Raw genomic sequence first — 14,249 nt, forward strand, 5'->3', positions numbered from 1 at the left:
GGAGAGCGAGCCGGGAGGGGAGGCACCGTGGCGGACGTCGGTGACCTGTTGGAGGAGGACGCGCGTACGCGGCTGGCCGCGTTGCGCGCCGAGGTGGCCGAGCATCCGGAGCGCGTCGCGGTGCTCTTCCCCGCCGCCGCGCGCCGGGTCGCGCGCGGCGCCGGACCCTCCGGCGACCCCACCGGGGCGGAGGGGCCGACCCTCGACGACCTCGTGCGCGCTGACCTGCTGCGCGTCCTGGCCCAGGCGCTCTCTCCGGGCGACCTGGCCGGGGAGGTGGACGCCCTCTACGAGTACGGGGACGCCGAGGAACGTCGCGCCGTCCTGCACGGGCTGGACCGCCTGGACACCCGGGAGCCCGAGGTCGCCGCCACCGCCCGACGCCTGCTCGCGGACGCCCTGCGCACCAACGACACCCGCCTGGTCGCCGCGGCCGCGGCCAGCGGGACCCAGGCCCTGCTGGACGACCACGCCTGGCGCCAGACCGTGCTCAAGTGCCTGTTCGTCGGGGTGCCGCTGCGTCTGGTGGCGGGGGTGGACGAGCGCGCCGACGCCGAGCTGGCCCGCATGTGCGCGGACTTCGCCCGTGAACGCGAGCGGGCGGGCCGCGCGGTGCCCGCCGACGTCCACCGGGTTCTGGAGCGCTTCCCCCGGGTCGCCGGCCCGGACCGCCCACAGGACCCGACCCCCCGCTCATAGGAGGCGTCATGCGTATCTTCGACCCGCACATCCACATGACCTCGCGGACCACCGCCGACTACCAGGCGATGCACGACGCCGGAGTGCGCGCCCTCGTGGAGCCCGCGTTCTGGTTGGGACAACCGCGCACCAGCGTGGGCTCCTTCCGCGACTACTTCGACGGCCTGGTCGGGTGGGAGCGCTTCCGCGCCGCCCAGTTCGGTATCCGCCACCACTGCACGATCGCGCTCAACCCCAAGGAGGCCAACGACCCCCGCCTGGCCGGGGTGCTCGACCTCCTCCCCCGCTACCTGGCCAAGGACGGGGTGGTGGCCGTGGGCGAGGTGGGGTTCGACTCGCGGACCTCCGAGGAGGAGAAGGCCTTCCGGCACCAGCTGGAACTGGCCCGGGAGTTCGGTCTGCCGGTGCTGGTGCACACCCCGCACCGGGACAAGGTCGAGGGCACCCGGCACACCCTGCGGCTGGTCGAGGAGTCGGGGATCGCCCCGGAGATGGTCCTGGTGGACCACCTCAACGAGACCACCGTGGAGATGGTGCGCGACTCCGGGTGCGTGCTGGGCTTCTCCATCTACCCGGACACCAAGATGTCCCCGGAGCGGATGGTGCGCGTGCTGTCCGAGTGGGGCCTGGACCGCATGGTGGTGAACTCGGCGGCCGACTGGGGACACAGCGACCCGCTGACCACGCTGTACACGGGTCAGCGGATGCTGGAGGCCGGGTTCACCGAGGACGACGTGGACCGCGTGCTGTGGCGCAACCCCGTGGAGTTCTACGGGCGCAGCGGCCGTCTGCTGCTGGAGGAGGGCGCGGGACCGGCGACCGCGGCCACCTACTCGGGCAACTCGATCCTGCGCGGCGAACGTCCGGAAGCGGGGCCGCCGGAGGGCGCGGCGGAGGACCCGCGAGGGGGCGCCGAGTGAGGTTCCGGCACCCCGACGGCACCGTCGTCCACCTCGCGTACTGCACCAACGTCCACCCGGCCGAGGACCTGGACGGCGTCCTGCGCCAGATCCGGGTGTTCGGCGGCGGGGTCCGCGCTGCCCTGGACACCGACCTGCTCGGGCTCGGCCTGTGGCTGCCCGCGCCCCTGGCCCGCGAGCTGGCCCGCTCCCCCGCGCTCACCGACCGGCTGCGGACGGGGCTCGCGGCCGCCGGGCTGGAGACCGTCACCCTCAACGCGTTCCCCTACACGGGGTTCCACGCGCCCGTCGTCAAGCACGCCGTGTACTCCCCCGACTGGACCGAGCGCGCCCGCCTGGACTACACCGTGGACTGCGCGCGGGTGCTGGCCCGGCTCATGCCCGACGACGCCGCGAGGGGCAGCGTCTCCACTCTGCCCCTGGCGTGGCGGGAACCCTGGGACGCCGGGCGTCAGGCCGCCGCGCGGGGCCACCTCACCGAGCTCTCCGCCGTGCTGGACGGTCTGGCCGACGCGGGGCGCCCGGTCCGGGTGGGCCTGGAACCCGAACCCGGCTGCGCCGTGGAGACCACGCGGGACGCCGCCCGCCTCCTCGCCGACCCGCCCCCGCACGTGGGCGTGTGCCTGGACACCTGCCACCTCGCAGTGGAGTTCGAGGAGCCGGGCGCCGCGCTGGACCGACTGGACCGGGCCGGACTCCCGGTGGTCAAGACCCAGGCGTCGGCCGCCGTGGAGGCGCCCGACCCGACCGCCCCGGGGACGCGCGCCGCCCTCGCCGCCTTCGCCGAGGACCGGTTCCTGCACCAGACCCGCGAGCTGGACGACGACCGCACCCGGGCCCGGGACGACCTGCCCGAGGCCCTCGACGGTCCCCGTCCCCTGGAAGGCGGGGGCCCCTGGCGCACCCACTTCCACGCGCCCCTGCACTCGCCGGCCGCCGCTCCCCTGCGCGGCACCACCGACCACCTCGACCGGACCCTGTCCCGCCTGTTCGGCCCCGACGGCGCCCGCACCGACCACGTGGAGGTGGAGACCTACACCTGGACGGTGCTGCCCGAGGACCGGCGCCCGGTCGGTGAGGAGGGGCTGATCGCCGGGATCGCCGCCGAACTGGCCTGGGCCCGGGACCGGCTCACCGCGCTCGGGCTCACCCCGCTCTGACGGCCCACCACGGCCCACCAAGGAAGGGACCGCCACCCATGACCAGCCGCCTCCTCGTCGTCAACGCGGTCGGGCTCACCCCCCGGCTGCTCGAACACGCCCCACGACTGCGCCGCCTGGCCGAGCGCGGGTGGCGGGCGCCGCTGGACACCGTCCTGCCCGCCGTCACCTGCACCGTGCAGTCCACCTTCCTGACCGGGGCCGCGCCCGCCGACCACGGCGCCGTCGCCAACGGCTGGTACTTCCGGGATCTGGGCGAGGTGTACCTGTGGCGCCAGCACAACCGGCTGGTCCAGGGCGAGAAGGTGTGGGAGACCGCCCGCCGCCACCGCCCGGACTTCCGCACGGCCAACGTCTGCTGGTGGTACGCCATGGGCGCCACCACCGACTGGACCGTCACGCCCCGGCCGGTCTACCACGCGGACGGCCGCAAGTCCCCCGACTGCTACACGAGGCCGGTCGGGCTGCATGACGAACTCACCTCGGACCTGGGCCCCTTCCCCCTGTTCAACTACTGGGGACCGACCGCCTCGATCCGCTCCACCGAATGGATCGTCGCCGCCACCCGCAAGCTGCTGCCCCGGGCCGACCTCACCCTCTGTTACGTCCCCCACCTGGACTACGACCTCCAGCGGTTCGGACCCGACTCCGACCGGGCGCGGCAGGCGGTGCGCGACCTCGACGCCGCGCTCGCCCCGCTGCTGGACGACGCCGAGGCGGCCGGAGCGGCCGTCCTGGTGCTCAGTGAGTACGGGATCACCCCCGCCGACCAGCCGGTGGACGTCAACCGGCTGCTGCGCCGGGAGGGCTTCCTGGAGGTGTACACGCAGGAGGGCATGGAATACCTCGATCCGTGGGCCTCGCGGGCCTTCGCGGTCGCCGACCACCAGTGCGCTCACGTGTACGTCCACGACTCCGACGACCTGGCGAAGGTCACCGAACTCCTGCGGGGGCTGGACGGGGTCGACCTCGTCCTGGACCGCGGAGCCCAGGCGGAGTACGGGCTGGACCACGAACGCTCCGGGGAACTGGTCCTGTTCGCCCGGCCCGGCGCCTGGTTCACCTACTACTACTGGCTGGACGACGGGTCGGCCCCCGACTTCGCGCGCGGTGTGGACATCCACCGCAAGCCCGGTTACGACCCGGCCGAACTCTTCCTGGACCCCGCCGACCCCCTGGTCAAGGCCCGGGCGGCGGCCAACCTGGTCCGCAAGAAGGCGGGCCTGCGCTACACGATGAACGTCGTCCCCCTGGACCCGGGCTGTGTCCGGGGCACGCACGGACGCCCGCACGACGATCCCCGGGACGGGCCCCTCGTGCTGTGCACCGAACCCGCGCTCGCCCGCGAACGCGTCGCCGCCACCGAGGTGCGCGACCTCATGCTCGGCCTCGTCGGTGTGCCGGCACCGGCGGGGCCGACCCCGCGCTGAATCCACCGGCGATCCGGGGCGGGCCGTCCGGCGCCGCCCCACCCCCGACCACCCTGGAGGCAGTCCGATGACCCGACCGGTCACCCTCTTCACCGGCCAGTGGGCCGACCTGCCCTTCGAGGAGGTGTGCGCGCTCGCCTCCTCCTGGGGCTACGACGGCCTGGAGATCGCCTGCTGGGGCGACCACCTCGACGTCACCCGCGCCGCCGTGGACGACTCCTACGTCCGGGAGCGCCTGGAGATCCTCGAACGGCACGGCCTCGGAGTGTGGGCGATCTCGAACCACCTCCTCGGCCAGGCGGTGTGCGACGACCCCATCGACCACCGCCACCAGGACGTCCTGCCCTCCCGCGTCTGGGGCGACGGCGACCCCGAGGGGGTCCGCCAGCGCGCGGCCGAGGAGATGAAGCTGACCGCCCGGGCCGCCGCGAAACTGGGTGTGTCCACGGTGGTGGGCTTCACCGGCTCGGCGATCTGGAAGTACGTGGCGATGTTCCCGCCGGTGGGCGCGGACGTGATCGAGGCGGGCTACCGGGACTTCGCCGACCGCTGGAACCCGATCCTGGACGTGTTCGACGAGGTCGGCGTGCGGTTCGCGCACGAGGTGCACCCGTCGGAGATCGCCTACGACTACTGGTCGACCCAGGCGGCGCTGGAGGCCGTGGGACACCGGGAGGCGTTCGGGCTGAACTGGGACCCCAGCCACATGGTGTGGCAGGACATCGACCCGGTCGGCTTCCTGTGGGACTTCCGCGACCGGATCTACCACGTGGACTGCAAGGACGCCCGCAAGCGCGTGGGCAACGGCCGCAACGGGCGGCTCGGATCCCACCTTCCGTGGGGCGACCCGCGCCGGGGTTGGGACTTCGTGTCCACCGGTCGCGGCGACGTTCCGTGGGAGGCGTGCTTCCGCGTGCTCAACTCGATCGGCTACCAGGGGCCGATCTCCGTGGAGTGGGAGGACGCCGGGATGGACCGCCTGGCCGGGGCCGCCGAGGCGGTGCGGTTCGTGAGGGCGAACGCCTTCGACGCGCCCGAGGCGTCCTTCGACTCCGCCTTCGGGTCGGACTGACCGGCCCGACGCCGGAGCGGACCGTCCGGTGCCACGGCCCCCGTGGCACCGGACTCACATCATCGGCGCGATGACCACCCGGTAGTGTCCACCGTCGGACGTCGCCACGTCGTGGCGGAAGTCGTTGACCCGGTTGACCGAGCGCTGCACGGCGTCACTGCCGAAGGCACTGGTGTCCACCGAGGGCAGGTGCTCCCGGAGGGCGAGGACCGCCTCGTCGACGGACAGCGCCGTTCCCCGGTGTTCGGGGGTGATGCGCTGGCCGCCGTCGGTGAGCCGACTGATCGCGATCCGGAACATTCCGGGTCTCCCTGCACTGCTGGGGGATGGTCACCGGCATTCTCCCCCATACTCGGCGGACTGGCCAGTGGGGGTCAGAGCCAGGCGACCTTGGAGTCCTCCAGGTCGTAGCGGGCCGCGACGACCTCGACCCTGCCGTCGGAGACGAAGTCGCCGAGCTCGCTGTCCTCGCGCAGGAGCCGCGCGATGTGCTCCGCGTTGGCCCGGACGCAGTCGTCGAGGAAGTCCTCGCCGTCGTCGGGGGTGGACTCGACGACCTCCAGGATCTCGGCGACCAGACCGCCGATGTGTCCGTGCGGGAGCTCACCGGTGCGGTGGGCCTCCACTGCGGCGTCGACGGCGCCGCAGCTCTGGTGACCCATGACCACGATCAGCGGCGTGTGCAGGTGCTCCACGGCGTAGGTGAGGCTGCCGAGCACGGAGCCGTCCAGGACCTGGCCGGCCGAACGGACGGTGAAGAGGTCGCCCAGCCCCTGGTCGAAGACGAGTTCCGGGGGGACACGGGAGTCGGCGCAGCCGAGGATGGTCGCGAAGGGTGCCTGACCCTCGACCAGCTGGGCACGGCGGGCTCTGCCCTCGTTCGGGTGTCTGGAGACGTAGCGCGACCAGCGGCGGTTTCCCTCCTTCAGCAGGCGCAGGGCCTCCCTGGCGTTCCGGGCGGCGGGGGCCGCGGGGGCGGCGTCGGCCCAGGCGACGGAGGCGGGGATGGTGGTGGCGACGGCGGCGCCGACGCCGCCGAGAAGCGACGCCTTGAAGGCGCCGCGACGGGTTATAGCCATTTGGGGCTCTTTTTCCGTTTTACGAACAAAATGACTTTTGCCAGCAAAGCGGGTAAAAGCTACTCCTGGCGCGAGAGCGCTCACAAGGGGATTGACGCGTTCCTAACGCCGTATGGCCACATTCAGCCAAGCGGGAATCAGACGTGCTTCCGGGCCTGCACGAAGTCGAACCGGCCCGCCACGAAACGGGGGTCGGTGAGCGACGAGGTCGCCGCCGGATTGGCGCCCGAACCGTGGAGGTCGCTGAAGGCCGCCGACTGGTTCACGAACACCTCGCCCGTCAGGTTCGCGGACAGGTTGACCCCCGCCTCCATGGCCGCCTCCTCCGCGCGTTCCAGCACGTCCTCACTGGTGGAGTACACGGAGGCGGTGATGGCACCGCGCTCGGCGACGGTCTCCCCGAACAGGCGCAGGGACTCGTCGGTGTCGGCGGTGGTGATCACGAAGGAGACCGGGCCGAAGTGCTCGCGCCCGTACACGTCGCGGTCCCGCGCACCCAGTCGAACCAGGGCCGGGGTGCGGACGACGGCCTCCGGGAACTCCGGGTGCGCGGGCGCCGTCGGGGCGAGCAGGACCTCTCCCAGGTCCGCCACGGCGTCCACCCGCTCCCGCACCCCGTCGTTGACCACGGCGCCCAGCACGCCCACGAGGCGGGCGGGGTCGGCGGCGACCTCCGAGACCGCGGCCGCGAGGTCGGCGGCGAACTCCTCCGCGCTCCGGTGCCCCTCGTCGGTGGCCACGCCCCCGGCCGGGACGTAGACGTTCTGCGGGGTGGTGCACATCTGGCCGCTGTACAGCGCCAGCGAGTGGGCGAGGTTGGCGAGCATCGGACGGTACGCGTCCGTGGAGTCCACGACCACCGTGTTGGTCCCGGCCTTCTCCGTGCTGACGAAGGCCTGCCGCGCGTGCTCCTCCAGCCAGTCCCCGAACTCCGTGGAGCCGGTGAAGTCCACGAGCCGCGTCTCGGGGCGCGTGGCGAGGTCGGCGGCGAGGCGGTCCTCGGGGGCCTCGGCGGCCAGCAGGACCGTGTCGGGGTCCAGCCCCTGCTCCGTGAGCACGTCGCGCGCGACCGACACGGTGATGGCCAACGGCAGGACCGCGCCCGGGTGCGGCTTGACGATCGAGGTGTTGCCGGTGACCAGGTTGGCGAAGAGCGCGGGGTAGGAGTTCCAGGTGGGGAAGGTGTTGCAGCCGATGACCAGACCGACCCCCCGGCCCCGCGCGGTGTACCGCTTGGCCATCGTGATCGGGCCGCCCCGGCGTCGGGGCTTCTCCCACCGGGACTCGCCCGCGTAGTGCGTGATCAGGTCGTGGGCGAGGGCGACCGCCTCCAGCCCCCGGTCCTGGGCGTGCGGTCCGCCCGCCTGGAAGGCCATGACGAAGGACTGACCGGTGGTGTGCCGCACCGCGTGCGCCATCTCGAAGGAACGCCGGTTGAGACGGTCGAGGATCTCCAGACACACACCCGTGCGCACGTCGAGGGGCACGCGGCGCCAGGAGGCGAGGGCCCGGCGGGAGGAGGCCAGCAGCGCGTCGGGGTCGGCGTGCGGGTAGCCCACGCCCAGTTCCGGGCCGTAGGGGGAGCGTTCCGTGGCCACGCGGCCCCTCTCTCCCGGTCCGGACAGCGGGAAGTCCCGGTCGAGAAGCGCCTCGAAGGCGGCCCGCCCCCTGGCGGCGGCGTCCTCGCCGTAGACCGACCGGCTCGGCGACTCCGGGAAGGCGGAGTGGTGGTACCGCCCGCGGACCGCCGCCACGGCGTCGTCGAGGGTGGTCCGGTGTCGTTCCAGCAGGTCCGGGTGGGATTTCGACACGGCGCGCGCCCTTCCTCGGGTGGTGGTGCGGGGTCTAGGGTGGGTTACCAACCGACCGTTCGTTAAGTTAGCAAACCCTCGGGCGGCCGACGCGGTCGGACCACCGACCCCGCGCACGTTCGCCCCCGTCACGAGGTAGATTCGACAACCGTGTCCCGATCTTCCGCACCCGAACCAGCCGCCCCGAGGCAGACCGGCAGGCGCCGCTCCGGCCGCCCCGGGCACGACGCCGACTCCGTGCTCCGCGTGGCCGCTCGCGTGTTCAACGAACGCGGGTACGACGGAACGAGCATGGAGGACCTGGCCCGCGCCCTCGGCGTGACCAAGTCCGCGATCTACCACCACGTCACCGGCAAGTCCGAACTCCTGCGCCAGTCGCTCGACCTGGCCATGGACGCCCTGTTCGAGGTCACCCGCGAGGAGGGTGCGACCACCGGCCCGGCCATCGCGCGACTCGAACACGTGATGCGCGGCAGCGTCCGGGTACTCGTCGAGGAACTGCCCCACGTCACCCTGCTGCTGCGGGTGCGCGGCAACACCGAGGTGGAGAAGCACGCCCTGGAACGGCGCCGCAGGTTCGACCACCTCATCGCCGACCTGGTCCGCGAGGGCGTGGTCGACGGTGACATCCGCAGCGACGTCGACCCGGCGGTCGCCTCCCGCCTGCTCTTCGGCATGGTGAACTCGATCGTCGAGTGGTACAAGCCGGACCGGGGCATGTCCTGCGAGGAGATCGCCGACTCCCTGTGCCGCATCGCCTTCGAAGGGTTGCGGTCCAGCCGGGACTAATCGCCCCACTGGCCCCAGGAATCACCACTGGCCACATCAGGCCACTGAATCGGCGGCGGAAGCCCTGGTCAACGGCGGCGAGCGTCCCTACGCTCCATGAACGGGGGTCACGTCTGTGACCCACATCATGGAAAGCAGAGCGACCGTGTCCGATCTCCTCCCCCAAGACTGGATGACACCCTCGATCGCCTACGCCATCTCGGTCATCGGCTCGTTCCTGGGGCTCTCCTTCGCCGCCAGGGCCCGCCACGCGACCGGCTTCTTCCGATGGCAGTGGCAGGGCCTGGCCGCGCTCGCCCTCGGCGGCATGGCCATCTGGGCGATGCACTTCGTCGCCATGCTGGGGTTCAGCGTCCCCGGCACCGCCCTGCGCTACGACGGTCTCCTGACCGCCGTCAGCGGGGTGATCCCGGTAGTGGTCACCGTGTTCGCCCTGCACCTGATCCTGCGCGAGGCCACCGCCATGCGGCTCCTGGCCAGCGGCCTCCTGGTCGGCGTCGGCATCATCGCCATGCACCACGTCGGCGTGGTCGCCATGAACGTGCACGGGACCATGCACCACGACCCGCTCCTCACGGCCCTGTCCGCCGTGATCGCCGTGGTCGCCTCCACCGTCGCCCTGTGGTGCGCCCGCCAGGTGCAGGGACCGCCCGCGACCCTCCTCGCCTCCCTGGTGATGGCCGCCGCGGTCACCGCCACGCACTACACCAGCATGGCCGGGACGCACGTGGTCCCGCCGAACTTCACCCCCGTCGGCCCACCCGACGGAGCCAAGGCCTGGGACCTCCTGCTCCCGGTGATCACCGGGCTGTTCGTCCTCCTGCTCATCTGTAGCCTCTTCCTTCTGCTCGGCGACGACGACGAGAACGAACGGCGGGACTACTCCCGCTCCTCGCACCGGGCGGCGGAGCACACGATCAGCTCCGAGGAGACCTACACGCCCCGGCACGGCGCCCCGGCGGAGCCCCGGCCCGGGGACGACGTGTGGACCCGGCACCGCTGACCGGCGCCGGGAAAACCACTGGCACCGCACCCGCCCCCTGCCCTAGGGTCGGTGCGTGCCGTGCGGTCCGCGCCGGCCGCTGACGAGAGGAGCACGCCATGGCCCACCTCATGCCTGGCACCGGTTTCCGAACTTCCGTCGTCAGCGAGCCGTAGGTCGCGTCAGATCGGCGGCTCGCGCTCCCAGAGAGAGCACCGTGAGTCACCACAGCACGAGCACCACATCCGAAGAACACCCCGCCCACCCGCTCTCGGCACTGGGCTGGAACGCCCGCGTCGAGGCGGCCTTCGACGCCGTCGCCCGCGGCGTGCCGCACGCCCTGCTTCCCGCCCGGGTCTCCGAGGCCCGACGGGGCGCCGTCGGCGTCCGTCTGCCCGGGCACGAGACCGCCGCGCTCTCACCCGAGGTGCGCAGGGCGGCGGAGGCCGACCCCTTCACCGCACCCACCACCGGGGACTGGGTGGCCGTCCGCCGCTCCGGCGACACCTGGCTGGTCGAGGCGGTCCTGGAACGCTCGGGAACCCTCGTCCGCCAGGGCGTGGCCAAGGACTCCCACGACCAGGTCCTGGCCGCCAACGTCGACGCCGTCCTGATCTGTGAGGCCGCCGACCAGGGCCCCAACGTGGGCCGGCTGGAACGGTTCCTCAGCCTCGCCTGGACCAGCGGCGCCACCCCGGTCGTGGCCGTCACCAAGGCCGAACTCGCCGGTGACCGCCTCCCCGAGGTGGTCGAGCTGGTCGAGTCGGTCACCACGGGCGCCGAGGTGCACACCGTCAGCGCGCACACGGGCGCCGGTCTGGACGAGCTGTCCGCCCGCCTGCGCCCAGGGGCCACCTGGGTCCTGCTCGGTACCTCGGGCGCCGGGAAGTCCAGCCTGCTCAACGCGCTGGCCGGGCGGCCGGTCATGGAGACGGGGGCGATCCGCGACGACCGCCGCGGCCGCCACACCACCACCCACCGCCAGCTGATCCCCCTGCCCGGGGGCACGCTGTTCCTGGACATCCCGGGGGTGCGCCGCATCGACGTGCCCGGTGACGGGAGCGGCGTGGACCGCACCTTCGCGGACGTCAACGAACTGGCCGAACGGTGCCGGTTCCGGGACTGCTCCCACGGTGCCGAGCCCGGGTGCGCGGTCAGGGCCGCCGTGGACGAGGGCGAACTGGACTCCGGGCGCCTCGAACGCTGGTCCAGGCTGCACCGCGAGTCCGAGTGGAACCGGTCCCGGGGCGACGCCCGCCTGCGTGCGGAGCGCCGCCGGCAAGGGAAGCGCAACACCCGCGAGGGCCGGGAGGCCGGCAGGCTCAAGCGCGGCCTCTGACCCGGTGCGGTGCCGGGGCGGGTGGTTCACCCGCCCCGGCACCCGCCGTTCAGAACCCGAAGGCCCGCCGCGCGTTGCCGGCGACGATCCCGGCCAGCTCCTCCTCGCCCAGGCCCTTGGTCTCGGCCAGCACCCGCAGGGTGAGCGGGATGAGATAGGGAGCGTTGGGGCGGCCCCGGTAGGGCTTGGGGGTGAGGAAGGGCGCGTCGGTCTCCACGAGCACCAGTTCGGGCGGGGCGACCTTGGCGGCCTCGCGCAGGGGCTCGGCGCTGGCGAAGGTGACGTTGCCCGCGAAACTCATGTAGTAGCCCCGCTCGGCGCACACCCGGGCCATGTCGGCGTCACCGGAGAAGCAGTGGAAGACCACCCGCTCCGGCGCGCCCTCCTCCTCCAGGATCCGCAGGACGTCCTCGTGTGCCTCGCGGTCGTGGATCATGAGCGCCTTGCCGTGCCTCTTGGCGATGGCGATGTGGCGGCGGAAGGACGCCTCCTGGGCGCGGGCGCCCTCGGGCCCGGTCCGGAAGGTGTCCATGCCGGTCTCACCGACCGCCACCACCTGCGGCAGCGCCGCCAGCGCGTCGATCTCGGCGAGCTCGGCCTCCAGGGCCTCGATCCCCCCGGCGGGGCGGGCCTTCCCGGTCCAGTCGGTGTCGTCGGCTTCCACGCCCTCGGCGCCGTCACCGTGCACCACGCGCGGTGCCTCGTTCGGGTGCAGGGCCACGGCGGCCCACACCTTCCCGGGGTGCTCGGCCGCGACCTCCGCCGCCCAACGCGAGGAGGACAGGTCGACCCCCACCTGCACGAGCGGGGTGACCCCCACGGCCTCCGCGGCCGCGATGATCTCCTCGACCTCGGGCGTCTGCATGTCCATGTGGGTGTGGCTGTCGGCCACCGGCACCCGCAGCGCCTCGGGTGCGGGGGGCGGGGTCTGCGCGTTGCGCTCCCTGACCGCACTGCCCTTGCGTCTGCCCATGTCATGCCCCCATCACCGTGTACCGCGTGCGCCGTGGTGATTCTAGGCGGCCCGGCCCCCCGGATCGGCACCGATGGGCGCCACGGGGCCCGAACGGCCCCGAACGCGGGAGGCGGGCACCGGTCCGCGTGGGTCCGGTGCCCGCCTCGGCGCGGGGTCGAGCGCTACTCGTCGCCGGACAGGCGGGCCAGCTCCTCGTCCACCACCGACGGGTCGAGCTTGGTGAACAGCGGGGTGGGACGGCCCAGCGGGGTGCCCGCGACGATCGGCACCGACTCCCAGCGGGCGTCGTTGTCGGCGTAGTCACCGGTGATGACCGGGTAGTCCACCTTCTCCTCGGAGCCGCCGATGGTGTCGTGGCCGGACTCGATGCGCGGCATGCCCGTCCAGGTGCCGGTGCCGCCGAGCATCGCGTACACCTTGTTCGCCGACTCCGGAAGGAACGGCGTGAGCAGGGTGTTGGCGTCGCTGACCAGCTGGAGGGCGACGTGCAGGACGGTCGCCATCCGCTCCGGGTCGGTCTTCTTGAGCGCCCACGGAGCCTGGTCGGAGATGTACTTGTTGGCCTCGGCGACGGTGCGCATGGCCTCCTGGAGCGCCGCCTTGAACTGCGACCTCTCCAGCCGGGCGCCCACGGTGGCGAAGGCCTCCCGGGAGGCGGCCAGGACCGCCCGGTCCTCGTCGGTGAGCTCACCCGCGGCGGGGATCTCGCCGAGGTTCTTGGCCGCCATGGAGATGGAGCGGTTGACCAGGTTGCCCCAGGCCGCCACCAGCTCGTCGTTGTTGCGGCGGACGAACTCGGCCCACGTGAAGTCGGTGTCCTGGTTCTCCGGGCCCGCGGCCATGATGTAGTAGCGCAGCGCGTCCGCGGAGTAGCGCTCCAGGAAGTCGCGCACGTAGATCACCACGCGGCGCGAGGACGAGAACTTCTGCCCCTCCATGGTGAGGAACTCGCTGGAGACCACCTCGGTGGGCACGTTCAGCTCGCCGAGCGGGCCGACGTCCCCGTCCCGGTCGCCCTTCCCGCTCGCCCCGAGCAGGATGGACGGCCAGATGACCGAGTGGAAGACGATGTTGTCCTTGCCCATGAAGTAGAAGGACTCGTTGTCGTCGCCCTGCCACCAGCGGCGCCAGGCCTCGGGCTCGCCCACGCGCCGGGCCCATTCGATGGAGGCCGACAGGTAGCCGATGACCGCGTCGAACCAGACGTAGATCCGCTTGGCGGCGTTGTCGCTCCACCCGTCCAGCGGGATCGGCACGCCCCAGGTGAGGTCACGGGTGACCGCGCGCGGCTGGAGGTCCTCCACCAGGTTCAGGGAGAACTTGAGGACGTTGGGGCGCCACTCGCCCTCCTTGCCCTTGAGCCAGTCGGTGAGGACGTCGGCGAAGGCGGGCAGGTCGAGCATGAAGTGCTCGGTGTCCACGAACTCCGGCGTCTCGCCGTTGATCCGCGAACGGGGCGAGATCAGGTCGATCGGGTCGAGCTGGTTCCCGCAGTTGTCGCACTGGTCGCCGCGCGCGCCGTCGAAGCCGCAGATCGGGCAGACGCCCTCGATGTAGCGGTCGGGCAGCGTACGGCCGGTGGACGGGGAGATCGCGCCCTTGGTGGTGCGCGTGAAGACGTAGCCGTTGTCGTAGAGCGTGGTGAACAGCTGCTGGACGACGGAGTAGTGGTTGCCGGTGGTGGTGCGGGTGAACAGGTCGTAGGACAGTCCGAGCGCGACCAGGTCCTCGGCGATGATCCGGTTGTAGCGGTCGGCCAGCTCCCGGGCGCTCACGCCCTCCTGGTCGGCCAGCACCTGGATCGGGGTGCCGTGCTCGTCGGTGCCGCTGACCATCAGCACGTTGTTCCCCGACATTCGCTGGAAGCGCGAGAAGACGTCGGAGGGGACCCCGAAACCGGAGACGTGGCCGATGTGGCGCGGGCCGTTGGTGTAGGGCCAGGCGACCGCGGTCAGGATGTGGCGATTCGACGACATGACTCAAGACTAAAGG

Annotated in this window: 13 protein-coding genes; 8 read left to right on the forward strand and 5 right to left on the reverse strand. The window is 72.4% G+C overall.

Translation table 11 applies throughout. The features are described from left to right. Window positions 1-27 precede the first annotated feature (27 nt). From BDW27_RS12010 to BDW27_RS12030, 5 genes are all read left to right on the forward strand, one after another. Window positions 28-699, forward strand: coding sequence for an EboA domain-containing protein (locus tag BDW27_RS12010; RefSeq protein WP_233515737.1), 672 nt, complete (start codon window positions 28-30; stop codon window positions 697-699). A gap of 8 nt (window positions 700-707) precedes the next feature. Beyond that, window positions 708-1,619 (forward strand): TatD family hydrolase, encoded by a 912-nt coding sequence (locus BDW27_RS12015; protein WP_017543900.1) that lies wholly within the window; start codon window positions 708-710, stop codon window positions 1,617-1,619. Continuing rightward, the gene (gene eboE / locus BDW27_RS12020; protein ID WP_017543901.1) at window positions 1,616-2,779 is read left to right on the forward strand and encodes a metabolite traffic protein EboE; all 1,164 of its coding nucleotides are present in this window, start codon (window positions 1,616-1,618) and stop codon (window positions 2,777-2,779) included. The genes BDW27_RS12015 and eboE overlap by 4 nt, the downstream gene beginning before the upstream one ends. Before the next feature lie 38 nt (window positions 2,780-2,817). After that, window positions 2,818-4,209: an alkaline phosphatase family protein gene (locus BDW27_RS12025; RefSeq protein ID WP_017543902.1), complete on the forward strand. Its 1,392-nt coding sequence runs from the start codon at window positions 2,818-2,820 to the stop codon at window positions 4,207-4,209. A 67-nt stretch (window positions 4,210-4,276) separates the two neighbouring features. Further along, window positions 4,277-5,281: a sugar phosphate isomerase/epimerase gene (locus BDW27_RS12030; RefSeq protein ID WP_017543903.1), complete on the forward strand. Its 1,005-nt coding sequence runs from the start codon at window positions 4,277-4,279 to the stop codon at window positions 5,279-5,281. 54 nt (window positions 5,282-5,335) lie between these two features. On the opposite strand, the gene BDW27_RS12035 is transcribed toward BDW27_RS12030, so the two are convergent. The 3 genes from BDW27_RS12035 to paaN all read right to left on the reverse strand — a co-directional run bounded on the left by BDW27_RS12035 (window position 5,336) and on the right by paaN (window position 8,171). Then, window positions 5,336-5,581 (reverse strand): hypothetical protein, encoded by a 246-nt coding sequence (locus tag BDW27_RS12035; protein ID WP_017543904.1) that lies wholly within the window; start codon window positions 5,579-5,581, stop codon window positions 5,336-5,338. A 74-nt stretch (window positions 5,582-5,655) separates the two neighbouring features. Continuing rightward, window positions 5,656-6,360, reverse strand: coding sequence for a carbonic anhydrase (locus BDW27_RS12040; RefSeq protein ID WP_110049359.1), 705 nt, complete (start codon window positions 6,358-6,360; stop codon window positions 5,656-5,658). A gap of 137 nt (window positions 6,361-6,497) precedes the next feature. Further along, complete coding sequence (paaN, locus tag BDW27_RS12045; protein WP_110049360.1) at window positions 6,498-8,171, reverse strand: phenylacetic acid degradation protein PaaN; 1,674 nt, start codon at window positions 8,169-8,171, stop codon at window positions 6,498-6,500. Between the two features lie 246 nt (window positions 8,172-8,417). Here paaN and BDW27_RS12050 point away from each other — a divergent pair, with 246 nt between their 5' ends. The 3 genes from BDW27_RS12050 (at window position 8,418) to rsgA (ending at window position 11,281) form a co-directional block, all read left to right on the forward strand. Next, window positions 8,418-8,960, forward strand: a complete 543-nt coding sequence (locus tag BDW27_RS12050) for a TetR/AcrR family transcriptional regulator (RefSeq protein WP_026129138.1) — start codon at window positions 8,418-8,420, stop codon at window positions 8,958-8,960. Between the two features lie 145 nt (window positions 8,961-9,105). Further along, window positions 9,106-9,963 (forward strand): MHYT domain-containing protein, encoded by an 858-nt coding sequence (locus tag BDW27_RS12055; protein WP_110049361.1) that lies wholly within the window; start codon window positions 9,106-9,108, stop codon window positions 9,961-9,963. Between the two features lie 196 nt (window positions 9,964-10,159). Further along, a complete protein-coding gene (gene rsgA / locus BDW27_RS12060) occupies window positions 10,160-11,281 on the forward strand; it encodes a ribosome small subunit-dependent GTPase A (RefSeq protein ID WP_110049362.1) in 1,122 nt (373 codons plus the stop codon). A 49-nt stretch (window positions 11,282-11,330) separates the two neighbouring features. Here the strand turns inward: rsgA and BDW27_RS12065 are convergent, their stop codons facing one another. Further along, entirely contained in the window at window positions 11,331-12,254 is a 924-nt protein-coding gene (locus BDW27_RS12065) for a TatD family hydrolase (RefSeq protein ID WP_110049363.1), read from the reverse strand. Between the two features lie 164 nt (window positions 12,255-12,418). Then, window positions 12,419-14,233, reverse strand: coding sequence for a methionine--tRNA ligase (gene metG / locus BDW27_RS12070; RefSeq protein WP_017543911.1), 1,815 nt, complete (start codon window positions 14,231-14,233; stop codon window positions 12,419-12,421). Between the last annotated feature and the right edge of the window lie 16 nt (window positions 14,234-14,249).

Source organism: Nocardiopsis sp. L17-MgMaSL7 (assembly GCF_003182025.1).
In the GTDB taxonomy this organism is placed as follows: Bacteria; Actinomycetota; Actinomycetes; order Streptosporangiales; family Streptosporangiaceae; genus Nocardiopsis; species Nocardiopsis prasina.

What these genes read in the sequence shown, in the direction of transcription:
- BDW27_RS12015 (WP_017543900.1), top strand. Translation starts at nt 708, where the DNA reads ATGCGTATCTTCGACCCGCACATCCACATGACCTCGCGGACCACCGCC.
- BDW27_RS12025 (WP_017543902.1), top strand. Translation starts at nt 2,818, where the DNA reads ATGACCAGCCGCCTCCTCGTCGTCAACGCGGTCGGGCTCACCCCCCGG.
- BDW27_RS12030 (WP_017543903.1), top strand. Translation starts at nt 4,277, where the DNA reads ATGACCCGACCGGTCACCCTCTTCACCGGCCAGTGGGCCGACCTGCCC.
- BDW27_RS12035 (WP_017543904.1), bottom strand. Translation starts at nt 5,581, where the DNA reads ATGTTCCGGATCGCGATCAGTCGGCTCACCGACGGCGGCCAGCGCATC.
- BDW27_RS12040 (WP_110049359.1), bottom strand. Translation starts at nt 6,360, where the DNA reads ATGGCTATAACCCGTCGCGGCGCCTTCAAGGCGTCGCTTCTCGGCGGC.
- BDW27_RS12065 (WP_110049363.1), bottom strand. Translation starts at nt 12,254, where the DNA reads ATGGGCAGACGCAAGGGCAGTGCGGTCAGGGAGCGCAACGCGCAGACC.
- metG (WP_017543911.1), bottom strand. Translation starts at nt 14,233, where the DNA reads ATGTCGTCGAATCGCCACATCCTGACCGCGGTCGCCTGGCCCTACACC.